18 protein-coding genes and 1 pseudogene are annotated in these 23,296 nt (G+C 66.3%); 7 read left to right on the forward strand and 12 right to left on the reverse strand.

The features are described 5' to 3' along the window. Nucleotides 1-96: 96 nt before the first annotated feature. The 7 genes from FG94_RS09385 to FG94_RS09415 form a co-directional block, all read right to left on the reverse strand. Complete coding sequence (locus FG94_RS09385; protein WP_051996384.1) at nucleotides 97-621, reverse strand: YbhB/YbcL family Raf kinase inhibitor-like protein; 525 nt, start codon at nucleotides 619-621, stop codon at nucleotides 97-99. 196 nt (nucleotides 622-817) lie between these two features. Then, a complete protein-coding gene (locus FG94_RS09390) occupies nucleotides 818-1,159 on the reverse strand; it encodes a DUF1840 domain-containing protein (RefSeq protein WP_036210321.1) in 342 nt (113 codons plus the stop codon). A gap of 72 nt (nucleotides 1,160-1,231) precedes the next feature. Then, nucleotides 1,232-2,782, reverse strand: a complete 1,551-nt coding sequence (locus FG94_RS09395; RefSeq protein WP_036210325.1) for a hypothetical protein — start codon at nucleotides 2,780-2,782, stop codon at nucleotides 1,232-1,234. 10 nt (nucleotides 2,783-2,792) lie between these two features. Further along, a complete protein-coding gene (locus FG94_RS09400) occupies nucleotides 2,793-3,530 on the reverse strand; it encodes an ABC transporter ATP-binding protein (RefSeq protein WP_229445899.1) in 738 nt (245 codons plus the stop codon). Beyond that, on the reverse strand, nucleotides 3,527-4,039 hold the full coding sequence (locus FG94_RS09405) for a hypothetical protein (RefSeq protein ID WP_051996386.1): 513 nt from the start codon (nucleotides 4,037-4,039) through the stop codon (nucleotides 3,527-3,529). Before FG94_RS09405 ends, FG94_RS09400 begins: the two co-directional genes overlap by 4 nt. Nucleotides 4,040-4,084: 45 nt before the next feature. Continuing rightward, nucleotides 4,085-5,599: a YifB family Mg chelatase-like AAA ATPase gene (locus FG94_RS09410; RefSeq protein ID WP_036210328.1), complete on the reverse strand. Its 1,515-nt coding sequence runs from the start codon at nucleotides 5,597-5,599 to the stop codon at nucleotides 4,085-4,087. 98 nt (nucleotides 5,600-5,697) lie between these two features. Beyond that, nucleotides 5,698-6,210: an adenine phosphoribosyltransferase gene (locus FG94_RS09415; RefSeq protein ID WP_051996388.1), complete on the reverse strand. Its 513-nt coding sequence runs from the start codon at nucleotides 6,208-6,210 to the stop codon at nucleotides 5,698-5,700. A gap of 319 nt (nucleotides 6,211-6,529) precedes the next feature. Between FG94_RS09415 and FG94_RS09420 the strand changes: the two genes are divergently transcribed. Both FG94_RS09420 and FG94_RS09425 read left to right on the forward strand, forming a co-directional pair. Then, the gene (locus FG94_RS09420) at nucleotides 6,530-7,462 is read left to right on the forward strand and encodes an ABC transporter ATP-binding protein (protein ID WP_036210331.1); all 933 of its coding nucleotides are present in this window, start codon (nucleotides 6,530-6,532) and stop codon (nucleotides 7,460-7,462) included. A gap of 9 nt (nucleotides 7,463-7,471) precedes the next feature. After that, on the forward strand, nucleotides 7,472-11,053 hold the full coding sequence (locus FG94_RS09425) for a M1 family aminopeptidase (protein WP_036210334.1): 3,582 nt from the start codon (nucleotides 7,472-7,474) through the stop codon (nucleotides 11,051-11,053). Nucleotides 11,054-11,108: 55 nt separating this feature from the next. On the opposite strand, the gene FG94_RS09430 is transcribed toward FG94_RS09425, so the two are convergent. The 3 genes from FG94_RS09430 to FG94_RS09440 are packed head-to-tail and all read right to left on the reverse strand — an operon-like array spanning nucleotide 11,109 to nucleotide 14,440. Beyond that, nucleotides 11,109-11,489, reverse strand: a complete 381-nt coding sequence (locus FG94_RS09430) for a SirB2 family protein (RefSeq protein ID WP_036210337.1) — start codon at nucleotides 11,487-11,489, stop codon at nucleotides 11,109-11,111. A gap of 36 nt (nucleotides 11,490-11,525) precedes the next feature. Then, nucleotides 11,526-13,166 carry a glycoside hydrolase family 43 protein gene (locus FG94_RS09435; protein ID WP_036210340.1) on the reverse strand — a complete coding sequence of 547 codons (1,641 nt, stop codon included), beginning with the start codon at nucleotides 13,164-13,166 and terminating at the stop codon, nucleotides 11,526-11,528. Next, nucleotides 13,163-14,440 carry an MFS transporter gene (locus FG94_RS09440; protein ID WP_036210343.1) on the reverse strand — a complete coding sequence of 426 codons (1,278 nt, stop codon included), beginning with the start codon at nucleotides 14,438-14,440 and terminating at the stop codon, nucleotides 13,163-13,165. Before FG94_RS09440 ends, FG94_RS09435 begins: the two co-directional genes overlap by 4 nt. 346 nt (nucleotides 14,441-14,786) lie before the next feature. Between FG94_RS09440 and FG94_RS09450 the strand changes: the two genes are divergently transcribed. Further along, the gene (locus tag FG94_RS09450) at nucleotides 14,787-15,956 is read left to right on the forward strand and encodes a hypothetical protein (RefSeq protein ID WP_051996390.1); all 1,170 of its coding nucleotides are present in this window, start codon (nucleotides 14,787-14,789) and stop codon (nucleotides 15,954-15,956) included. 106 nt (nucleotides 15,957-16,062) lie between these two features. Here the strand turns inward: FG94_RS09450 and FG94_RS09455 are convergent, their stop codons facing one another. After that, nucleotides 16,063-18,528 carry an adenosylcobalamin-dependent ribonucleoside-diphosphate reductase gene (locus FG94_RS09455; protein ID WP_036210349.1) on the reverse strand — a complete coding sequence of 822 codons (2,466 nt, stop codon included), beginning with the start codon at nucleotides 18,526-18,528 and terminating at the stop codon, nucleotides 16,063-16,065. A gap of 136 nt (nucleotides 18,529-18,664) precedes the next feature. After that, a pseudogene (locus tag FG94_RS09460) lies at nucleotides 18,665-18,892 on the reverse strand (accessory factor UbiK family protein); the annotation flags it as partial. Nucleotides 18,893-19,188: 296 nt separating this feature from the next. Here FG94_RS09460 and FG94_RS09465 point away from each other — a divergent pair. The 4 genes from FG94_RS09465 (at nucleotide 19,189) to gshA (ending at nucleotide 23,145) form a co-directional block, all read left to right on the forward strand. Next, nucleotides 19,189-19,920 carry a TorF family putative porin gene (locus FG94_RS09465; protein ID WP_036210353.1) on the forward strand — a complete coding sequence of 244 codons (732 nt, stop codon included), beginning with the start codon at nucleotides 19,189-19,191 and terminating at the stop codon, nucleotides 19,918-19,920. Nucleotides 19,921-19,951: 31 nt separating this feature from the next. Then, nucleotides 19,952-20,290 (forward strand): P-II family nitrogen regulator, encoded by a 339-nt coding sequence (glnK, locus tag FG94_RS09470; protein WP_027865875.1) that lies wholly within the window; start codon nucleotides 19,952-19,954, stop codon nucleotides 20,288-20,290. 11 nt (nucleotides 20,291-20,301) lie between these two features. After that, a complete protein-coding gene (gene amt / locus FG94_RS09475; protein ID WP_036210358.1) occupies nucleotides 20,302-21,702 on the forward strand; it encodes an ammonium transporter in 1,401 nt (466 codons plus the stop codon). A gap of 141 nt (nucleotides 21,703-21,843) precedes the next feature. Then, nucleotides 21,844-23,145, forward strand: coding sequence for a glutamate--cysteine ligase (gene gshA / locus FG94_RS09480; protein WP_036210361.1), 1,302 nt, complete (start codon nucleotides 21,844-21,846; stop codon nucleotides 23,143-23,145). The last annotated feature ends 151 nt before the right edge of the window (nucleotides 23,146-23,296 follow it).

Raw genomic sequence — 23,296 nt, forward strand, 5'->3', positions numbered from 1 at the left:
TCCCGAACAGGACCGTGAAACGACTTTGCGCCGATGATAGTGCTGCAACCAGTGTGAAAGTAGGTTATCGTCAGGCTAGTTATATGCAAAGCCCGCTCAGTTAAGTCTGAGCGGGCTTTTTGCTTTTCTGCGCTGCCTAACGGGAGGCAGCGCGCGCTCATACGTTCCCACCAGCTCACATTGCTCCAGGATGTGGCCCAGCATGGCCTGCTCGAGTTGCTTCTTCGTCGGGTGTCCGAGATCCGGCAGCACTACATCCAATGCATACAGCTTGTGGAAGTAGCGGTGCCTGCCCACCGGCGGACAGGGGCCCCCGTAAGCCGTTCTTTTCCAATCGTTCAGGCCGCTCCGTGTCCCCCTCGGCAGTTCGGCTTCGGAAACGCCGCCGCTCAGCCCGTTCGCTTCGGGCGGAATGTTATAGAGAACCCAGTGTACCCATGTCATCTTGGGTGCCGCCGGGTCGGGCGCATCCGGATCGTCGATCACCAGCGCAAAGCTTTTGGCAGCAGCCGGTGCGCCCGACCAGGACAGTGAGGGCGAACGGTCGGCGCCGTCACAGGTATGCTCCACAGGAATGCTGCTTCCCGCGCTGAAATCGGACGAGGCAAGGACCAGGCTCATGGTCGTCTCCGTCTTCGATGACGGCGCACTGTGCGGCGCCGCTTCGCCAAGGGGAAGGTGTCATTGATCGCGGTGACGTTCTCCCCATGTCGTTTGACAGCCCCGGACCCTGCGCGTTACACGCCATTGCACGCATGGCGGGCAGACATAAAAAAAGCGGGGCTGCGCCCCGCTCATCGGCCTGCCGGCAGCGCGTCTAGACGCCCCAGAGGACATCGGTATGCTGGTCGCGGGCGGAGCGCAGCATTTCCAGCAGCGGGAATGCGCGCGTCGAGAAGGTCACGATTTCGATCGGTTCGTGCTCGTTATCTTCGTTTTCGCCATGGTGGGCCTGCACGTCGCGCTCGACTTGTTCGGAAATCTGGTGTTTGCGGCTTTCCTCGATTTCGCCCTCGAGCAGCGCGACCGCGCGAGGCGCTTCTTCCGCGGTGATGACCCCGCGTTCCGTATCCTTGTGCAGCAGGTCCAGGATACGTTTGGCGTGTTCCTGGTACATCAGAACCTCAGGATAGGATTTACATTTGAATGTAATCAACATAGCTGTGCCCATTGATTTGTTAGTGACTAAACGATAACACGTCTTGGAAATGCTTTCATCCCGCGCACGCACTCAGGGGCGTGGCCGGCGAAAGAGCCGGGACATGCCCAGCGTCGCCAGTGTGCCCATGGCAGCGAAGGCTGCGCCGACCACGGTGCGATCGGTCGGACCGGCTGCGATCGAAGCCAGGCACCAGGCCAGCGCGCCCCAGGACAGGCTGTTGAACATCCCGAGGATCGAGCTCAGGAGATCGCCCTTCCCACGCGCCACGTAATCGCTGCGCAAACCCGGGCGGCCGCACCAGTGAACGATCACCGCCGCTGCGCACACGGCGCCGATGACGGCCCCGGCCGCGCCCAGTCCGGCAAGCGGCGCACGCACGATCAGCCAGGCCAGTGGCGCCAGCACCAGGACCAGGCAGGGCAGCACCGCCGCCGCCAGCTTGGCATTGCGTACCGTCCCTGGCGGCGCGGGAGAGAGGCGCAACAGGTCGGGCGCGTCTTCCGCCGACAAGATAATCCAGGCCAGGGACGCCGTCAGTGAACTGCACAGCAGCGTCAGCCCGGCCGCCATGGCAGGCAGCTGCACCTCGCTGCGTTTGAAGATGATGAAGAACAGCGGCAGCAGATAGATCAGCTGCAGCGCGACATGCGAGATGAGCTGCGGGTCGCGCAGGATCAGGCGCCATTCCTTGAGCAGCATCGTCGTGAACAGGCTGCGGCCGAAGCGAAATCGCGGTCCGCCCGCAGGCCGGCGCGCCGCGCGGCTGGACGACGCGGCCTGCTGCAGGCCGTGGACGAAGAACCCGTGGGTGCGCGCCGCGGTGAACACGAAGACTGCCGCCGCCAGGGCCACGAGGCCCAGCAGGGGCAGTGGCTCGCCCAGCAGCGCACGGCCCGGCAGCCAGACCGGACTTCCGGCCCCCAGTGCGCCGTCCTCGGCGAAGGCACGCGCGAACGCGGCCGCGGCGCGCGTCTCCATCGAGCGCGAAAACTGCGCGAACAGCTGGGACAGGATGAAGATCAGCGCGCCGGCCAGGGCGCCGATCACCTGCGCGACGATGCGCGTGCGCCGCGCGCCGATGAGCCGCACCAGCCCGAGCGTCATCAGCATGGCGGCGCAGGCGATGATCGTCGCAGTTCCCAGCAGGACCGGATAGACGGCGAGCCAGCCCACGTGACCGAGCAGTGCGCCCGCATGGGCGAAGGGCGCCAGGAAGAACAGGTAGAGGGCGGCAGTACCTGCAGCCACCGTGCCGAGGCGGACGGTGAAGATGCTGCGCGAGGGCAGGGGCGAGGACAGCAGCAGGTCGAGGTCGCCCCGCTCGAACAGCACCAGCACGCTCGACTTCAGGGCGCTGGAGAGCATGAAGGTCATGCTGCCGTACAGCAGGGCGCTCACCGCGACCAGCACCCGCGGATCGCGCAGATCGATGCCGGCGGTGCGCCACACGACAAAGAAGGCAATCGCGTGCAGGGCCAGCCAGGCCAGCCCGACGACGGCGAGTCCGGCCAGCCCGGGACGCCGTTGCGACTTCTCCGATTTGCTCGAGCCCGCGCTGAACCACATGAGCCGCAGCTCGTGCCGGAACAGCCAGGGGATGCTGCCCGCTTGTGCACTCATAAGCATGCGCTCATGGCTGCGCGGTGAGCTGCAGGAACACGTCCTCGAGGCTGCCGCCGCTGGTGCGCTCGCGCAGCTCGGCCAGCGTGCCCTCGGCGATCAGGCGCCCCTCGCGGATGATCCCGATGCGTTGTGCCAGTCGTTCCGCTACCTCGAGGATGTGGGTGGTGAGGATGACGGTGCCGCCCTTGGCCACATGGGACAGCAGCAGGTCCTTGACCTGGCGCGCGGCGGCCGCGTCGAGCCCCGTCAGCGGCTCGTCGAGGATCAGCAGTTCCGGTTCGTGGATCAGCGCGCCGGCCAGCGCCAGCTTCTGCTTCATTCCGCGCGAAAACCCTTCGGTCAGTTCGTGCGCGTGCGGGCTCAGGTCGAGCCAGTCGAGCAGCTCGCGTGCGCGCGGCTCGGCGGCGCGCGCCTCCACGCCCCACAGGCCGGCCACGAACTCGAGGTATTCGGTGGGCTTGAGCTTCCCGTACAACATGGGATCGTCCGGCAGGTAGGCCATCCGGCGCTTGGCATCCAGTGGCGCCTGCGCCAGGTCGATGCCGAGCACCTCGATGCGGCCGGCATCCGGCGCCACCAGTCCGGTCACCATGCGCAGCGTCGTGGTCTTGCCGGCGCCGTTCGGGCCGAGCAGGGCGTACAGCTCGCCGCGGCGCACCTCCAGGTCGAGGCCATCAACCGCCGGACGGCCGAAGGACTTGGACAGGCTGCTGGTCCGCAATGCCGGGGCAGTGTCCACCATCATTGCGGCTTGAACGAGGACAGGAACTGCTCGGTGTGCTCGGGCGGCATCGCGCCCGGCGTGCCCACCACGATCACCTGGTACACGCGCGTGCCTTTCGCGACGAAGCGCCCGACCAGGCGCACCGGGCCGCTGTTGCCCTTGCCGACCGCGTCGACGTCCAGCGTCGCGCCGGCGGGCGCCGCGCCGTTCGTTTCCGCGGCATCGCTGGCCCCGATATTGCGCAGCAGGGCCTGGCGCATCGCGGGCAGGGTGGCCTGGGCCAGGGCCGCATCCGGCGCGACCGCGGTGCCGACGGCGAAGGTCGTGCCTTCCACCTCGGCGGCCGTCATCGTCATGTCGACCTTGATGCCGCCCAGGTCGATGCCGCGCGTGTGCGTCGCCGGCTTGGCCGGGAACAGCACCTTGAAGGCGCCTTCGGCGCTGGTGTAGTCGCGCCAGTTATAGGTGGGCGAGCAGCCCGCCAGCAGGACCGCGGACAGCGAAGCGAGGACAAGTTGTTTGATGTGCATGCCACGATGGTAACAGGAGGCGCGCCCCGCGGATACTCCCTGCCGTCACGCCTTGAAGGCGCGCCGGTACTGGATCGCTTCCGCGATATGCTCGGCCGCGACGTGCTGCGCGCCGCCCAGGTCGGCCACCGTGCGCGCCACCTTGAGCACGCGGTGGTAGGCGCGCGCCGACCAGTGCAGCTGCTGCATCGCGGCGCGCAGCAGGCGTTCGCCGGCCGCGTCCGGGCGGCAGTAGCGGTCGATCTCGCGCGGCGCCAGGCCCTGGTTCGGCTTGCCCTGGCGCGTCAGCTGCAGCGCATGCGCCTGCTCCACGCGTGCGGCGATCGCGGCGCTGCTCTCTCCGTCGGCCTGGGCGCCGATGCTCTCCGCCGGCATGGCCGCCACCGCCAGCTGGATGTCGATGCGGTCGAGCAGGGGGCCGGAGACGCGGTCCTGGTAGCGCTGCGCGCTTTCTGACGTGCAGCGGCATTTGCCGGACACGTGTCCGAGCCAGCCGCAGGGGCAGGGGTTCATCGCCGCCACCAGCTGGAAGCGCGCCGGGAAGTCGGCCTGGTGCGCCGCGCGCGAGATCGTGATCTGGCCCGATTCGAGCGGCTCGCGCAGCACTTCCAGCACGCGCCGGTCGAACTCCGGCAATTCGTCGAGGAAGAGCACGCCGTGGTGGGCCAGCGAGACCTCGCCCGGACGCGGCGGGCTGCCGCCGCCCACCAGTGCGACGCTCGAGGCGCTGTGATGCGGACTGCGAAACGGCCGCCGGCCCCAGCGCTGCGGCGAGAAGCTGCCGGCGATCGACTGTACCGCGGCCGACTCCAGCGCCTGTTCCTCGCTCATCGGCGGCAGCAGGCCGGCGAAGCGCGAGGCCAGCATGCTTTTCCCCGCGCCCGGCGGCCCGATCAGCAGCACCGAATGCGTACCCGCGGCCGCCACCTCCAGCGCGCGCTTGGCGGTCTGCTGGCCCTTCACTTCCGCGAAATCGGGATAGTCGATGGCGCTTGCGGGCGCCTGGCCGCGGTGGCGCGCCAGCGGGGCAGCGCCCGCACCGCGCACGAAGTGGGCGCACACCTCGAGCAGGGTGCGCGCCGGGTAGATCGCGGCGTCGCTCACCAGTGCGGCCTCGTCGGCATTGGCCAGCGGCAGTACGAAGGCGCGCGCTCGGTCTTCGCTCTCGCGCCGCATGGCGAAGCTCATCGCCAGCGCGCCGCGGATGGGCCGCAGTTCGCCGGACAGCGACAGCTCGCCGGCAAACTCGTAGCGCGCCAGCGCCTCGCCCGGGAGCTGTTGCGATGCCGCCAGGATGCCGAGCGCGATCGCCAGGTCGAAGCGGCCGGATTCCTTCGGCAGGTCGGCCGGCGCCAGGTTGACGGTGATGCGGCGCGGGGGAATCGTGAAGCCGGAGTTCTGCAGCGCCGCGCGCACGCGGTCCTTGGCTTCGCGTACCTCGGCATCGGGCAGGCCGACGATGGTAAAGGCGGGGAGGCCGTTGGCCAGGTGGACTTCGACGTTGACCGCGGGCGCGTCCATGCCGGCGAGGGCACGGCTTCGTAACACGGCGAGGCTCATGGGTTTCCTGATAAGTGGGGACTCGCAGGATGGTGTCACCGCTTCGAACAAACTTCGTTGAGCGCACCCAAGCGTGCGCTCATTTCACCGCGCAGGCCTCAGACGTCGCGCAGGGTCACGACCGGCATGGTCAGCGCGCGCTTGTCCTTGAAGAATGCGATGTCGAACAGGGCGGCCGCGCCGACCACCTCTTTGCCGATCTGGCGCAGCAGGGAGGCTGCCGCTTCGATGGTGCCGCCGGTGGCCAGCACGTCGTCGACGATCAGCACGCGCTGGCCCTTGATCCGCTCCGGCTGGATCTCGATGGTCGCGCTGCCGTATTCGCGCTTGTAATCGATGCTGATCGACTTGCCGGGCAATTTACCTGCCTTGCGCGCCATGGCGAAGCCGACCTTGTGCTCCAGCGCGAGCGCGCCGGCGATCATGAATCCGCGCGCGTCCATGGCCAGGATGAAATCGAAGTGCAAGTCATCGGTCTGCGCGTGCAGGGTGTCGATCGCGATGCGCCAATGTTCCGGGTTATCGAAAATGCAGCCGACGTCGATGAAATTGACGCCCGGTTCTGGATAGTCCTGGAAGAATTCCAGTGGAACATCGTTGAAATTGTTCATGTGAAGTGATTGTGTGGTTGAGGCGAATGGGATCGCATGCCAGGATTATCGCCGGTCTGGGCCAAGGCAGCGCCGTCCTCGTTCGCATTGCCTGGCAGGAGCGTGGCGCGTATGCCTATGCAGCCTGGATCAAGGCCGCCTTTTCGATGTTCGCCTACGACAAAAAAACGTCATTCGTCCCCGGTTTCCCGTCGCTGGTCGCAAAAAATCTGTCATTGCATTCTAGTATCTGTACATTATCTGCACGGCAATACTTCCCTTGCTTCGTCCCGCCGGCGGCAAGGCAGCGAACTCATCAACGGAACCTGGAGACCAGCAGATGCTATCGATCAAGCAGCTCAACAAGACCTATGCCAATGGCGTCAGGGCCATCAACGATGTCAGCCTCGACATCCCCAACGGCATGTTCGGGCTGTTGGGGCCGAACGGCGCCGGCAAGTCCTCGCTGATGCGCACCATCGCCACGCTGCAGGATCCCGATAGCGGAAGCATCCATTTCCACGGCCTCGACGTCCTGAAGGACAAGGAAGGCTTGCGCCGCCAGCTCGGCTACCTGCCCCAGGATTTCGGCGTCTACCAGAAGGTGAGTGCGGAACGGCTGCTGAACCACTTCGCCGTCCTCAAGGGGCTGACCGGCAAGGGCGAGCGCAAGGAAGCCGTCGAAGCGCTGCTGCAGCAGACCAATCTCTGGGATGCGCGCAAGCGCGCACTCGGCACCTATTCGGGCGGCATGCGCCAGCGCTTCGGCATCGCCCAGGCGCTGCTCGGCGCGCCGCGCCTGGTGATCGTCGACGAGCCCACGGCCGGCCTCGATCCGGACGAACGCAACCGCTTCCTGAACCTGCTGGCCAAGATCGGCGAGCAGGTGGTCGTCATCCTGTCCACCCACATCGTGGAGGACGTCACCGACCTGTGCCCGCGCATGGCCATGATCGCCAAGGGAACCGTGCTGCTGCAGGGCGAACCGCAGGCGGCCATCGATACGCTCAAGAACCACGTCTGGCGCCGCACCGTCAGCCAGGACGAGCTGGCGCTGTATCAGGAGCGTTTCAACGTCCTCTCCACCCGCCTGGTGGGCGGCCGCCCGCAAATCAACGTGTTCGCCGAATCCCAGCCGGACGATGGCTTCGTCAGCGTCGAGCCGGACCTCGAAGACGTGTACTTCCTGCAGATCCGCAATGCCAGCCGCACGGCGCCGGCTGCTGGCGCGGCATCGCCGGCAGCCGTGGACGCACCCACCGTCGCGGCCTGAGGGGACATCATGTTGAGGGAATTCTTCAAGTTCGAACTGGCGACCCAGCTGCGCCAGCCGCTGCTCTGGGTCTGCGCGCTGATCTTCGGCGCGCTGGCCTTCGGCGCTTCCACCACCGACGCGATCCAGGTCGGCGGCGCCATCGGCAACGTCAACCGCAATGCACCGGTCGTGGTCGCCCAGATGCTCGGCGTCTTCAGCCTGATGTCGATGTTCGTCGTCACCATCTTCATCTCGGGCTCCGTGCTGCGCGACAGCGAGGTCGGCATCTCCGACATGCTGTTCGCCACGCCGATGAAAAAGCGCGACTACCTGGTCGGCCGCTTCGCCGCCGGCCTGCTGGCCTGCCTGGTCATCTTCGCCGGCATCCTCGTGGGCATGATGCTCGGCCCCCTGATGCCCTGGGTCGATGCGCAGCGTGTCGGCCCCTTCCCGGGCCACGCCTACCTGTGGGGACTGGCTGTGCTGGTGCTGCCGAACCTGCTCCTGATCGGCGCCCTCTTGATGCTGCTGGCCGCGACCACGCGTTCGATCATGCTGGTCTACGTTGGCGTGCTGGCCTTCCTCGTCCTGTATATCGTGGCCGGCAACTTCACCTCGGATATCAACAACGAGTGGGTCGCCGTCCTGTCCGATCCTTTCGGCGGCAGGGCGCTGTCGCGCGCCACGCGCTACTTCTCCGCCGCGGAGCGCAACGCGGGCCTGCCGGACATCGGCGGTTACGTGCTGGCCAACCGGCTACTGTGGAGCGCAGTCGCGCTGGTCCTGTTCGGCCTGACGCTGGCACTGTTCAAGCCGCAGCGCGCCGGCACCGGCAAGCGCCTGTTCGGCAAGGCCAAGGCGCTGTCCCAGGCGGCGCAGGCGCCCGCACACATGAAGCTGCCGCGCATCGAGCCACGTTTCAAGGCCTCCACGCGCTGGATCCAGTGCTGGCACATCCTCGCTTTTGACGCGGCCGCCGTGTTCAAGAGCGTGCCCTTCCTGGTCATGCTGCTGTTCAGCGTGCTCAACCTGGTGGGCGCGGCGAGCCAGATGGGCGAGATCTTCGGCACCACCGTCTATCCGATGACCCACCTGATGGTCGAGCTGCTCAACGGCAGCTTCACCTTCATGCTACTCATCATCGTCACCTTCTACGCGGGCGAGTTGATCTTCAAGGAGCGCCAGGCCAGGATCGCCGACGTGAGCGACGCCATGCCGATGCCGAACTGGGCGCCGCTGGTGGCCAAGAGCCTGGCCCTGGCGGGCGTGGTGCTGGCCTTCCTGCTCACCGGTGTGCTGGCGGCGATCGTCATCCAGCTGGTCAAGGGCGGGGCGCCGGTCGAACCGATGGTTTACCTGAAGGGCATGCTGATCGGCGGGCTTCCTTTCGTCCTGCTGGGACTGTTCGCGGTGGTGCTGCAGGTCGTGTCGAACAACAAGTTCATCGGCTACCTGCTGGTGATCCTGCTGATCGTGTTCCAGCTCGTGGCCAGCGTGATGCACTTCGAGCACAACCTGTACGACTTCGCCGGCATGCCGCGCACCCCGTACTCCGACATGAACGGCTTCGGCCACTTCATCGAAGGGTGGGCCTGGTTCGCCGCGTACTGGAGCCTGTTCACCGTCGCGCTGCTGATCGTGGCCCAGGCCTTCTGGGTACGCGGCCTGTCCTTTGCGTGGCGCGATCGCGTACGCGAAGCGGGGCGACGCTTGATGGGCAGCGCCGGCGTGGCGCTGGCCATCTGCACCGTCGGGGTCGTCGCGCTGGGCGGATGGATCTTCCATAACACCAATACCCTGGCCAGGTACGAAGCGGGCGACGTCCGCATGGACAAGCAGGCCCGCTACGAGAAGGCCTATCGCCAGTACAAGGACCTGCCGCATGCCAAGGTGACCGACGTGCGCGCCGAGGTGGACATCTACCCGGAACAGCGCCGCGTCATGATCCGGGGCAGCTACCTGTTGGAGAACAAGACCGGCAAGCCGGTCGACTCCCTGCCGCTGCAGGTCAACCCCGACGTCGTGATCACCTGGGGGAAGTTGCCGGCCCACCAGGTAGTGGTGAACGACAAGGAGTCCGGCTTCAGCATCCTGAAGCTGGCGCAGCCAATGCAGCCCGGCGCGCGCCTGCCGCTGGAATTCGTCGTCGACGTGCGCCGGCCCGGCTTCTCGAACGGTGGCGATGCCGATGTGATCAACCTGAACGGGACCTTCTTCAACAACCGCGCCTTCTTCCCGCAGCTGGGCTACCAGCCGGGCGTCGAACTGCAGGACCGCAACGAACGCCGCAAGCGCGGCCTCGGCGAACCCGAGCGCATGGCCAAGCTGGAAAACACGGCGGCGCGCCAGCACTCGATGTTCGGACCGGAAGCGGACTGGATCAGTTTCGAGACCACGGTCTCGACCAGCGGCGACCAGATCGCGCTGGCGCCGGGCTACCTGCAGAAGTCGTGGAAGGAAAACGGCCGCAACTACTACCAGTACAAGATGGACCAGAAGATGATGCCCTTCTTCGCCTATCTCTCGGCCGACTGGCAGGTGAAAAAGGGCGACTGGCGCGGCATCCCGATCGAGGTCTACCACGACCGCAAGCATGCGTACAACGTGGACCGCATGATCATGGCCACCCGGAAGTCGCTGGATTACTTCACCAGCCAGTTCACGCCCTACCAGCACAAACAGGTGCGCATCCTGGAGTTCCCCAACTACCAGACCTTCGCGCAGTCGTTCGCCAACACCATCCCGTTCTCGGAGTCGATCGGCTTCATCGCCGACCTGCGCGACAAGGAGGCCATCGATTATGTGTTCTACGTGACGGCGCATGAAATGGCGCACCAGTGGTGGGGTCACCAGGTCACTGCCGCCAACGTGCAGGGCGCGAGCATGCTGATCGAGTCGCTGTCGCAGTACTCGGCGCTGATGGTGATGGAAAAGGAATACGGACGCCACCAGATGCGCCGCTTCCTGCGCTATGAGCTCGACCGCTACCTCAGCTCGCGCGGCAGCGAACGGATCGAGGAGCTGCCCTTGTACAAGGTGGAGAACCAGGATTACATCCACTACCGCAAGGGCAGCCTGGTGTTCTACCGGCTGCGCGACGAGATCGGCGAGGCGGCGCTGAACCGCGCGCTGAAGCGCTTCTTGCAGGACAAGGGCTACCAGGAGTCGCCGTTCACCACCTCCGCCGAGCTGCTCGGGTATATCCGCGCCGAAGCGCCGGCGGACAAGCATGCCCTGATTGCCGACCTGTTCGAGAAGATCGTCTTCTACGATAACCGCATCCTCGATGCGAAGGCCGTCAAGCGCGCCGACGGCCAGTGGGACGTGACCATGCAGCTCCACCTGGCAAAGATGGAAGCCGACGGCCGCGGCAAGGAAACGCCGCGCGCCTACGACGAGCCGGTGGAGATCGGCGTGTTCGCACGAGCCCCCGGCGCCAAGGAGCAGGACGAACGGGTGCTGCTGCTGGAAAAACGCATGCTCACGGGCGACAAGCCGGTCGTGACCGTCACGGTCAAGGAAAAGCCTTTCGAGGTCGGGGTCGACCCGTACAACAAGATGATCGACCGCGTGTCGCGCGACAACCGCAAGGCGGTCAGCGTCGACTGAGGGCAGGGCTGAGGCGCGATGGCCGAGCAGCCCTCTCGAGCGAGGGCTGCTTCATTTACATGACGAGCAGCGGATTCTTCGTCACCGCCACCGCCACGATATAGGCGAAGCAGGCCAGTGCGCCCACAAAAGCCGCTGTACGCAGGCCCTGGGTCCGGCCGCGCTTGAGCGCAATGGTGCCGAGCACGATGTAGGCCACCAGGCCCACCACCTTGGCCGTCAGCCACGGCATCTGGCCCGGATACTGATGGCTCACCACCGCCAGGCCGATGGCGCTGGCGAGCAGCAGGGTGTCGACGATGTGCGGCACGATCCTGGCCCAGCGCTGCTCCAGGCGCGGCGAGGCGCGCAGCATCCAGATGCCGCGGACCAGGAACAGCAGGCCGCTCAGGGCCACGAAGGTGACGTGCAGGTGCTTGAGTGCGATGTAAGGCATGGCAGGTTCAGGAATTGATGAGCTGCCCAGTATGCCTCAGGTCGAGGCGCGCGGGTCGGCCACGAGCGCACGTTCGCGATAATCGAACCAGTCGAAATCGGCATGCAGACCGGTTCCGGCCATGTCCTGGCAGGCCATGCCCACGAAGGCCCCGGTGAAATTGGGCTGCCCGGGCGCCGATGCCTCGTCCGACAGGATGCTGGCATCGAAGCCCTGCGGCAGCCATTGCCATTCACCTCCGGGCAGGCGATAGCCGAACAGCAGCCGCTCCTCGTCGACCTCCACGCGCAGCTCCACAGGCACGCCCGCCGGCACGGGAATCGGCGCGCTGAAGGCATCGGACTGCATGTGGTTCGGCAGGCTGCTCATCACGCGCAGGTGCTTGCCCAGGTCCTCGTCGTGGCTCAGGTACAGGTAATGGAACTTGGCCGCGCCGTAGTAGCACACCAGGCCGGCCGCCTGCTGGTAGTGCTGCGGCTCGAACTCGACGACCGTGCCGGCGCTGTAGCAGTGCGCCGTCTGCCTGCGCGCCACCAGGGCCTGGCGGAACTGGCTGCCGATGGATTCGCGGCCGAACAGGCGCAGGTGGCCCGGGCGTGCGTCCAGGCTGAAAATTTCGTCTGGCCACGGGGTGCGCAGCCACTGGAAGGCGAGCGGCAGCTGCGGGCCGTCGAAGTCTTCGCGCTCCGGTTCGGGCGGGAAGCGATGCTGCGCCAGTTGCGGCGCCTCCGGCTGCAACTCGGGCATGCCGCGGCCGTCGCGGGTGCGCAGCCAGCCGTCCTCGCCCCAGATCATCGGCTGGATCGCCGTCTCGCGTCCCAGCGTACAGGTGCCGCGGTTGCGCAGCGGACGGCCGCACAGGTAGACCATCCAGGTGCCGCCGTCCGGCGTATCCACCAGGTCCGCATGGCCCGCGCGCTGCAGCGGCGCGTCCGGCCGGTTGCGCGAGGTGAAGATGGTCACGTCCGGATGCAGCTCGTAGGGTCCGCGCAAGGCGCGCGAGCGCGCCATCGTCACGCCATGGTTCCAGCCGGTGCCGCCTTCCGCGGTCAAGAGGTAGTAGTAGCCCGCGCGCTTGTACAGGTGCGGCGCCTCGGTCAGGCCGTGCGCCGTGCCCTTGAAGATGTTCTCGCGCTGTCCGACCAGCTTGCGCTCCTCGCTTGAATACTCCTGCAGCACGATGCCGGCGAAGCGCTTGCCGCCGGGACGGTGGTCCCACAACTGGTTGAGCAGGTACTTGCGCCCGTCGTCGTCATGGAACAGGGAAGGATCGAAGCCGCTGCTGTTCAGGTACACCGGGTCCGACCAGGGACCGTCGATGCTGGGGCTGGTGACCAGGTAGTTGTGGAAGTCGCGCAAGGACGCGCTGCCGGTCGCGCCGCCGGTGGAGGTGCGGCCGTAGCGCTTGACGTCGGTGTAGATCAGCCAGAACAGGCCGTCGGCATAGGTGAGGCAGGGCGCCCACACGCCGCAGGAGTCGGGCGCGCCGAGCATGTTCAGCTGGCTGGCGCGGTTCAATGGGCGGCTTGCCAGCCGCCAGTTGGCCAGGTCGCGCGAATGGTGGATCTGCACGCCCGGATACCACTCGAAGGTGGAGGTGGCGATGTAGTAATCCTCGCCCACGCGCACGATGGACGGGTCGGGGTTGAAGCCGGGCAGAATCGGATTCTGGATCATGCTGTTTCCTTGACGGGAAGGTCGACGTGGCGTGGCTCGCGCACCAGGGTCCAGAGCAGCACGGCAGCGACCAGGTCCAGCACCGCCAGGCTGACGAAGAAGGGCGTGTAGCCCACGCTGCTCATCAAGCCGCCAATCAGGAGCGAGAAGATCAGGAGGCCCAGGTTGCCGAAGGTGCCGCACATGCCGGCCACGGTGGCCACTTCGTTGCGGCGGAACAGGTCGGAAGACATGGTGATTACGGTGACCGACAGGGTCTGGTGCGCGAAGCCGGCAAGGCTGAGCAGGGCGATCGCCGCATAGGCGTCGTCCACGAAACCGACGAAAGCCACGCCCATCATCATGATCGCGCCCAGCGTGAAGGCGCCGCGCCGCGCGTTGATCAGGCGCACCCCGCGCTTCTGCAGCCACAGCACCACGGTGGGGCCGAACAGGCAGCCCAGGTCCGCGGCGAGGAAGGGCAGCCAGGCGAACATGGCGATCTGCTTCAGGTCGAAGCCGCGCACCGTCGTCAGGTACAGGGGAACCCAGAACGCCAGCGTGCCCCAGGCCGGGTCGGCGAGAAAGCGCGGCAGCGCGATGCCCCAGAAGTTGCGCTGCTTGATGATGCTGGACACGGAAGGGCGCTTGCCGTCGCCCTCCAGGTGCTGCTCCTGGCCGGCGGCGATGTGCTGCGCCTCGCTTTTCGATAAGCGCCGGTGGCGCGCCGGCGCATCGTAGAGCAGCAGCCAGATCGCCACCCACACCAGGCCGAGCGCGCCGGTGATGACGAAGGCGGACTGCCAGTTGTAATGCAGGATGGCCCACACCACCAGCGGCGGCGCCAGCATCGAGCCGAACGAGGCGCCGATGTTGTAGATGCCGCCCGCCATGCCGCGCTCCTTGGCCGGGAACCATTCGGACACCGCCTTCATCCCGGCCGGGTTGGCCGAGCCTTCCGCCAGGCCCAGCAAGCCTCGCAGCACTGCCAGCGTCTGCCAGTTGGTGGCGAAGCCGTGCAGCATGCAGATGATCGACCAGGCCACCGCGAACATCGCATAGCCGAACTTCAGGCCGATCACGTCCAGCACATAGCCGCACAGCGGCTGCAGCATGATCGCGCCCTGGAAGGCCGCCGTGATGTACGAATATTCGGCGGTGCTGATGTCCAGTTCCTTCAGCAGGGTAGGCGCGGCGACGGCCAGCGAACTGCGGGTCAGGTAGTTGATGACCGCCCCCAGCATGACCAGGCCGATCATCCACCAGCGCAGTCCTTTGATCTTCCGAGTGAACATGTTTGCGCAACCATTATGTTGGTTTGCCAACAATATCACATTATTTCAGCGAAATGTTAGCGCAAACTTTTGGATGGGAAATCGTTTCTTTACCGTCGGCATTGCCGGAACGGCACGGCGGCTGCGCGGCACTCGTCGCAGCGGATGCAGCCGTCCACCTTACGCAGGCCCGCGCCGCATTCCGGGCATTCTCATGGTGTTCCTACGGATGGGATGGTCATCTTGCACAGGGCGGATAGGGGCACACTCGGCGCTCACCTGCACCAGCACACGATTGATCTTCGTCATGTCTGCCGTGATCCCAATAATTAACCTCGATGCGGTCACGAAGCCCTCAGGAGACGCCATGGCCTTCCCCATCAGTTCCCGCATGCGGCACCAACCCGCGTTGCGTCTCGGCGCGCTCTTGCTGTCGGTTGTGCTGGCCGGCTGCGGCGGCGGGGTCGCGCTCGGATTCGGCTACGTCGATTACGACCATCCCGACAAGCCGGACGGCCCGGACCACGGCGCGCCGCGCGGCGACCCGGGAATCTTCCTGGTCGCCGGCGGCCTGTGTCCGACCTGCGGCGGCTCGCTCGACGGCTCCGGCTCCGCCGCGCGCTTCGACGCGCCCGAAGGCATCGTGCTCGGCTCCGACGGCAACCTGTACGTTGCGGAACGGGGAAGTGCCACCATCCGCAAGGTCTCGCAGCAGGGCGTTGCGGTCACCCTCGCCGGCAACGCCGGGACGCCCGGCAGCGCCGACGGCGCCGGGGGCGCCGCCCGATTCAACGAGCCGACCCGGCTCGAGATCGACATCGACAACAACCTGTACGTGACCGACACCGGCAACTCGACGATCCGCGAAGTCAGCGCCAGCGGCGCCGTCTCCACCCTTGCCGGCCGCGCCGGCGAATGCGGCAGCGTGGACGGCAACGCCGGCAACGCGCGCTTCTGCAAGCCGCAGGGTATTACGCTCGACCGCAACGGCAACCTCTACGTCGCCGACACGATGAACCACACGATCCGCCGCATCGACCGCACCAACAACGTTACCACCGTCGCCGGCGTGGCTGGCGCCTGCGGCAGCGCGGACGGACGCGGCGCGCAGGCGCGCTTCTGCGAACCGCAGGACATCCGGGCCGACTACGACGGCAACCTGTACGTGGCCGATACCGCCAACTCGACCATCCGCCGGATCTCGCCCTCGGGCGAGGTGCGCACCATTGCCGGCGCCGCCGGACAATGCGGCAGCGCAGACGGCCAGGGAACGAACGCGCGCTTCTGCCGCCAGGCCGCGCTGACGATCGACGGTGCGGGCAACCTGTTCGTGGCCGATACCGGCAACGGCAACATCCGCCGCATCGCCACCTTAGGCCAGGTCGACACCGTCGCCGGAGTGGCCGGTACCCAGAACGTCGTGCTCGGCCCCCTGCCGGGCAGCCTGAACACGCCGCGCGGCATCACGGTGCTGGGAAAAGGCAGCCTGGCGACGACCTCGCAGAACATGGTCCTGCGGGTGCTGCCGGCGCGCTAAGAACCTATCTCGGCATGGCATGGGGTGCCATGCTACACAGCACCCGCTTGCCAGGCGCGCCAGCAACGACTCATTCCCTACCAGGATAGGTTCCAAGTCGGAAGCGTCAGCCGCATTCCCCGACGTAGTGGCACTCGTCGCAGCGGGTGCAGCCGTCCACCTTGCGCAGCGCCCGCGCGCCGCATTCCGGGCACCTGGCGCCGCTGACCGCGGGCAGGGCGCCCGAGCTGGTCGGCGGCTGCGGTTCGGCCTCGAGCGCCACGCCCTCGCCGCGGCTGGCGAAGCGGCGCGCCAGCTCCGGCACCGGCACCTGGTTGCCCCAGGCGTCCAGGAAGCCGCGCCGGATCAGCACGCGCTGCAGCATGAAGGCGATCGCCGCCACTTCCGAATCGTGGTAGACCGGCACCTGGGTGCCGTCCTCGCGGGTGAGGTAGCCGCAGCGCACCGGGCCTTTTTCCCAGACCACGTCGCGCATGTCGGCCAGCGCCCGCGCGATCGGTCCGCCGGCGCGCGCCACCATCGACAGCAGGCGCATCGAGGCCGTGATCCACTGCTGGCCGCCGGTGCGCTGGTTCGAGGGCATGAAGAATTCGAAGGGCCGCTCCACCGTCACCTTGCGGCCCTCAAAGATGCCGTCGGCGCGGATGAAGCTGACGGTGAGGTAGGCGGTCTTGCGGCCTTCCTGGGTCGAGTATTCGATTTTGGACGTGACCGATTCCAGCTCGCCCAGCGGGCGGCGCTCGAAGCGCATCTGCAGCGGGTCCTCGTCCGGCAGGGAGGCCTGTGGCGCTTGCGGCGCCGTCGACAGCACGCTGCCCAGCACCGTGTTCGGACGGTAGGTCGCCAGTCCCTTCAGGCCCGCATGCCAGGCCTGGCTGTACAGGTCGCGGAAATCCTCGAAGGGATAGTCTTCCGGCACGTTGACGGTCTTCGAGATCGCGGTGTCGACGAAAGGCTGGACCGCCTGCACCATGCGCAGGTGGTCGATCGCGCGCATCTCGAGCGCCGTCACGAATTGCGGCGGCAGCGACGCCATGTCATGCCCCATCTGGCGGTACAGGCGCCAGGCATGGTCCTCGACGTCGTAGCTGCGCATGGCGCCGTCGGGCATGCGCTTCTTGCGCTGGTAGGTCCAGGAATAGGGCGGTTCGATGCCGTTCGAGGCATTGTCGGCGAAGGCCAGCGAAATGGTGCCGGTCGGCGCGATCGACAGCAGGTGCGAGTTGCGGATGCCGTGGCTGCGGATCGCCTCGCGCAGCCAGTCGGGCAAGCGTTCGACGAACTGGCCGTCCAGGTACTGCTCCGCGTCGAACAGGGGAAAAGCGCCTTTCTCGCGCGCCAGCGCGACCGAGGTCGCGTAGGCGGCGTCCCGCAGCGTCTCGGCGATGCGCGCCGCCATGGCCCGTCCTTCATCGGAGTCGTAGCGCAGCCCCAGCATGACGAGGGCGCTGCCCAGTCCCAGGAAGCCGAGGCCGATGCGGCGCTTGTCCCTTGACTCGGCGGCCTGCTGCGGCAGCGGCCATTCGGTCGCGTCCAGCACCAGGTCGAGCATGCGCACGCCGACCGAGGCCACTTCGCACATGCGCTCGAAATCGAATTGCGGATCGGCGCCGAACGGGTCCAGCACGAAAGCCGTGAGGTTGACCGAACCGAGGTCGCAGCAGCCGTAGCTCGGCAGGGGCTGCTCGCCGCAGGGATTGGTGGCGCGCAGCTCTTCTGCGTACCAGAGGTTGTTTTCAAGATTCATGCGGTCGACGAACAGCACGCCCGGCTCGGCGTGGTCGTAGGTCGAGGCGATGATCCGGTCCCACAGTTCGCGCGCGCGGATCTGGCGATAGACCCAGAGCCCGTCCTCGCGGCGGTACGCATTGGCCGCATCCTCGTCGCCCGGCTCGGCGCGGTGCACCAGCTCGAACAGCTCGTCGCTTTCCACCGCGCGCATGAAGGCGTCGGTCACGCCGACCGAGATGTTGAAGTTGGTGAGCCCGCCTTCGTCCTTGGCGGCGATGAAGCGTTCGATGTCGGGATGGTCGATGCGCAGCACGCCCATCTGGGCGCCGCGCCGGGCGCAGGCCGATTCCACCGTGCGGCAGGAGGCGTCGAACACTTCCATGTACGAGACCGGTCCCGAGGCGCGCGAGCGGGTGCCGTGGACCTTGCTGCCCATCGGGCGGATCGCGCTGAAGTCATAGCCGACGCCGCCGCCGCGGCGCATGGTCTCGGCAGCCTCGGACAGGGCGGTATAGATGCCCGGCAAACCGTCTTCGCTGCCAGAGATGGAGTCGCCCACCGGCTGGACGAAGCAGTTGATGAGGGTGGCCTGCAGTCCCAGGCCGGCGGCCGAGTTGATGCGCCCGGCCGGAACGAAACCCTGTTCCTGGGCCCAGAGGAAGCGCTCCTCGAAATCGGCGCGCCATTCCTCAGGTTCGAGCGCCGCCAGGGCGCGCGCCACGCGCCGGCGCACGTCGAGGATGCTGCTTTCCTCACCCTTGGCGTATTTCTCGCGCAGGACGTCGAGCGAGACCTCCTGCGGCGCCATCGCAGCGCCTGCCGGCTGGTCGACCGCGTTCATGGCACGGGAGTCAAGGCTTGTCGAGGATCACGTGCGGCGCGGACGGATCGGTGGCGCCGGGGAGCGCATCGCCGGCAGCCGGCGTGGCCGGCGTGGAGGAGGCCGCCGTGCTGACGGTGCCGCCCTGCGCGGCCAGGCGCGCTTCCAGTTCCACCACGCGCAGCTCGAGCGCTTCGAGCTTGGCGCGGGTCTTGGCCAGCACCTGGGCCTGGATGTCGAACTCTTCGCGGGTGACCAGGTCGAGCTTCGAGAAGCCCTGGGTCATCATCGCCTTGACGTTTTTCTCGATGTCCTTGGCCGGCGAGCTTTCCAGCGCCTGGTTGATCTTGCCCTGGATGTCATTGAAGAAGCTGTTCATGTCCATTTCCTTTCAGTCGGATCGCACTGCACCACGACAGTGCGTTGCACTCCGCTTTGGTGCGCCGCGCCGCGGCGGATGCCTGGCGCTGGGGTTTCCCCCGTTATTCGAATCGCAAATGGGGCGGATGGCTGAGAAAACAAGCATTCCAGCAGCACTCCGTCGCCGTTTCGATGGTTTTTCAAGCTGGCACGCATCCTGCTAAAGAGTGGGCAGGCGTGTAGCAAACCAGATTGTAAACCGCAACAGCGCGCGCCACGGTTCAGCCGTCGAACGCAGCTGTTGAAAATAAGGGGAATGTCATGAAGTGCAACACCATTGCAGCAGCAAGCCTGGCCGTGCTGGCCTTGTCGAGTGTTCCTGCGTTTGCGCAAGAAGCTGCTCCTGAGCATCAAATCAGCTACAACGCCGCCATCACCAGCGACTACCGTTACCGCGGCCTGTCGCAAACCCGGTTGGATCCGGCGCTGCAGGGCGGCGTCGACTACGTGCACGGCCCGACCGGCCTGTACGTGGGCACCTGGCTGTCCACCATCAAATGGACGAAAGACCTCGGCGGCGACGGCGACATCGAATGGGACGTCTACGGCGGCAAGCGCGGCAACCTCAGCGAGAACCTCACCTATGACGTCGGCGGCCTGTACTACTGGTATCCGTCGAACGACCTGAGCCCGCGCGCCAACACCTTCGAACTGTATGCGCGCCTGGGATTCGGTCCGGCCTACGTCAAGTATTCGCACTCGACCACCAACCTGTTCGGCACCGCCAACAGCAAGCGCAGCGGCTACCTCGACCTGGGCGCCGACATCGACGTCTACGAAGGCGTGTTCCTGAACCTGCATGCCGGGCGCCAGGAAGTGAACAACAACAGCATGTACTCGTACACCGACTACAAGGTGGGCTTGAGCAAGGACTTCGGCCTGGCCACCGTCTCGCTGGCCTGGGTCAAGGGCAATACCAAGGCCTACCGCAGCCCGGAAGGCGAGAACCTGGGCAAGTCCTCGGCCGTGCTGACCGTGTCCAAAACTTTCTGAAACGCATTTTGAACGAGACAGAGGTATCACCATGAAAATGATTACCGCCATCATCAAGCCCTTCAAGCTGGACGAAGTCCGCGAAGCGCTGTCGGAGATCAACGTACAGGGCATGACCGTGACCGAAGTGAAGGGCTTCGGCCGCCAGAAAGGCCACACCGAGCTGTATCGCGGCGCGGAGTACGTGGTCGACTTCCTCCCGAAGATCAAGATCGAAGCGGCCGTCGACGACGCCGTGGTCGAGCAGGTGATCGACGCCATCTCGGGCGCTGCCCGCACCGGCAAGATCGGTGACGGCAAGATTTTCGTGGCCGACCTCAACCAGGTCATCCGTATCCGTACCGGCGAGACCGGCAACGACGCACTCTAAGGGGAAGCCGAATGAAGCATACCGTTACCAAAGTCCTCGCCGGCGTAGCTAGCGCCGGCCTGGCGCTGCCGGCGCTCGCCGCGCCCACCGTCAACAAGGGCGACACCGCGTGGATGTTCGTCGCCACGCTGCTGGTCATCATGATGTCGATCCCGGGCCTGGCCCTGTTCTACGGCGGCCTGGTGCGCGCCAAGAACATGTTGTCGGTGCTGATGCAGGTGTTCATGGTGTTCTCGCTGATCATCGTCCTGTGGTGCCTGTACGGCTACTCGCTGGCCTTCACCCAGGGCAACGCCTTCATCGGCGGCTTCGACCGCGTCTTCCTGAACGGCATCTATGACGCCGCGGCCGGCACCTTCAGCCAGGCCGCCACCTTCAGCAAGGAGACCATGATCCCCGAGTTCATCTTCGTGGCCTTCCAGGGCACCTTCGCCGCCATCACCTGCGGCCTGATCGTCGGCGCCTTCGCCGAGCGCGTGCGCTTCTCGGCGGTGCTGCTGTTCATGGTGATCTGGTTCACCTTCGGCTACCTGCCGGTGGCCCACATGGTCTGGTTCTGGGCCGGCCCGGATGCGATTTCCGATGCCGCCAGCCTAGCGAGCGTCACCGAGAATGCCGGCTTCCTGTGGCAGCACGGCGCGCTCGACTTCGCCGGCGGCACCGTGGTGCACATCAACGCGGCGGTGGCCGGCCTGGTCGGCGCATATGTGATCGGCAAGCGCATCGGCCTGGGCCGCGAATCGATGGCTCCGCATTCGCTGACCATGACCATGATCGGCGCCTCGCTGCTGTGGGTGGGCTGGTTCGGCTTCAACGCCGGCTCGGCGCTGGAAGCGGGCGACGTGGCCGCGCTGGCCTTCATCAACACCCTGCTGGCGACCGCCGCGGCGGCCGTGTCGTGGATGTTCGGCGAGTGGGCCTTCAAGCGCAAGCCTTCGCTGCTGGGCGCGGTGTCGGGCGCGGTCTCGGGCCTGGTGGCGATCACCCCGGGCGCCGGCTTCGTCGGCCCGATGGGTGCGCTGGTGATGGGCCTGCTGGCCGGCGTGGTCTGCCTGTGGGGCGTGACCGGCCTGAAACGCCTGCTGGGCGCCGACGACTCGCTCGACGTGTTCGGCGTGCACGGCGTGGGCGGCATCCTGGGCGCGCTGCTGACCGGCGTGTTCGCCGCGCCGCAGCTGGGCGGGCAGGGCGTCTGGGACTACGTCGCCAACAAGGCCTCGCCGGATTACTCGATCGCCGGGCAGCTGCTGGTGCAGGCCGAGGCGGTCGGCGTGACCATCGTGTGGTCGGCGCTGGTGGCCTTCATCGCCTTCAAGCTGGTGGACGTGGTGGTGGGCCTGCGCGTGCCGGCCGATGCCGAGCGCGAAGGGCTGGACATCACCAGCCATGGGGAGTCGGCTTACCACCTGTAAGCGCGCGACGTTCCAAGGGAGGCGCCCGCATGGGCGCCTTTTTACGTTTACGACAAGTATGCGGACTTTAAATAAGGATATTCGTCCATACCTAAGGCTACCGATATAATTCGAATAAGCCACTACTAGGACGTCCACACCATGGTTCCGCACCTCGCCACCGCCCTGACCGGTCCCCTCCTGGACCTGGAAAAGAAGATTCTCGAAGCCACGCCCGCCATCGAACGCTGGTTCCGCCTCGAGTGGCAGGAGCATACGCCGCCGTTCTATTGCTCGGTAGACCTGCGCAATGCCGGCTACAAGCTGGCACCGGTCGACACCAACCTGTTTCCGGGCGGCTTCAACAATCTGTCCACCGAGATGCTGCCGCTGACGGTGCAGGCCGCGATGGCCGCGATCGACAAATATTGCCCGGACGCACGCAACCTGCTGATGATTCCGGAAGTCCACACGCGCAACCCGATGTACCTGCAGAACGTGGCGCGCCTGATGCAGATCTTCCGCCAGACCGGCCTGCACGTGCGCCTCGGCTCGCTGTCGCCGGACGTGACCCAGCCGACGCCGCTGGCGCTGCCTGACGGCAACATGCTGGTGGTGGAGCCGCTGGTGCGTTCGCCGAACGGCCGCCGCGTCGGCCTGGCCGATTTCGATCCCTGCACCATCCTGTTGAACAACGACCTCTCGAGCGGCATCCCTTCGATCCTGGAAAACATCCACGAGCAGTCGCTGCTGCCGCCGCTGCACGCCGGCTGGGCGCTGCGCCGCAAGAGCAACCACTTCAAGGCCTTCGACGAAGTGGCCAAGAAGTTCGGCAAGCTGATCGAGATCGACCCCTGGCTGGTCAACCCGCTGCACAGCAAGGTCGGCGAAATCGACCTGCAGCAGGACGTCGGCACCGAGCAGCTGGCCGATGCCGTCTCGGCCCTGCTCTCGAAAATCAAGAAGAAGTACAAGGAATACGGCATGAAGGAGCAGAAGCCCTTCGTGATCGTCAAGCCCGATGCCGGCACCTACGGCATGGGCGTCATGACGGTGAAGGATGCCAGCGAGGTGCGCGACCTGAGCCGCGCCCAGCGCAACAAGATGACCGTCATCAAGGATGGCGTGGCGGTCACCGACATGATCGTGCAGGAGGGCGTGCCGACCTTCGAATCCATCAACGACGCGGTGGCCGAGCCGGTGGTGTACATGATCGACCGCTACGTGGTGGGCGGCTTCTACCGCGTGCACGCCGAGCGCGGCATCGACCAGAACCTGAACGCCCCGGGCTCGCAGTACGTGCCGCTGGCCTTCGCCCAGCAGCACGCGGTGCCGGACCTGAAAGCCAAGCCGGGCACGGCGGCGCCGAACCGTTTCTACGTGTACGGCGTGGTGGCGCGCCTGGGCCTGCTGGCAGCCTCGCTCGAGCTCGAGCGCACCGATCCGAACCCGGAAGTTTATTAATCCGAAACACACCGGGGTCAGGTCTGACATTTAGACACGAGCTCGAGCATGGACAAAGTTGTATTGCTCAGTTCGTGTCCGAATGTCAGACCTGACCCTCGCAGTATGGGTAGCTTCGGGGCGGCTGGACGGCATTCCGGCGGGCTCGTCC

It is taken from the genome of Massilia sp. LC238 (assembly GCF_000735635.1).
GTDB classification, from domain to species: Bacteria; Pseudomonadota; Gammaproteobacteria; order Burkholderiales; family Burkholderiaceae_D; genus Telluria; species Telluria varians.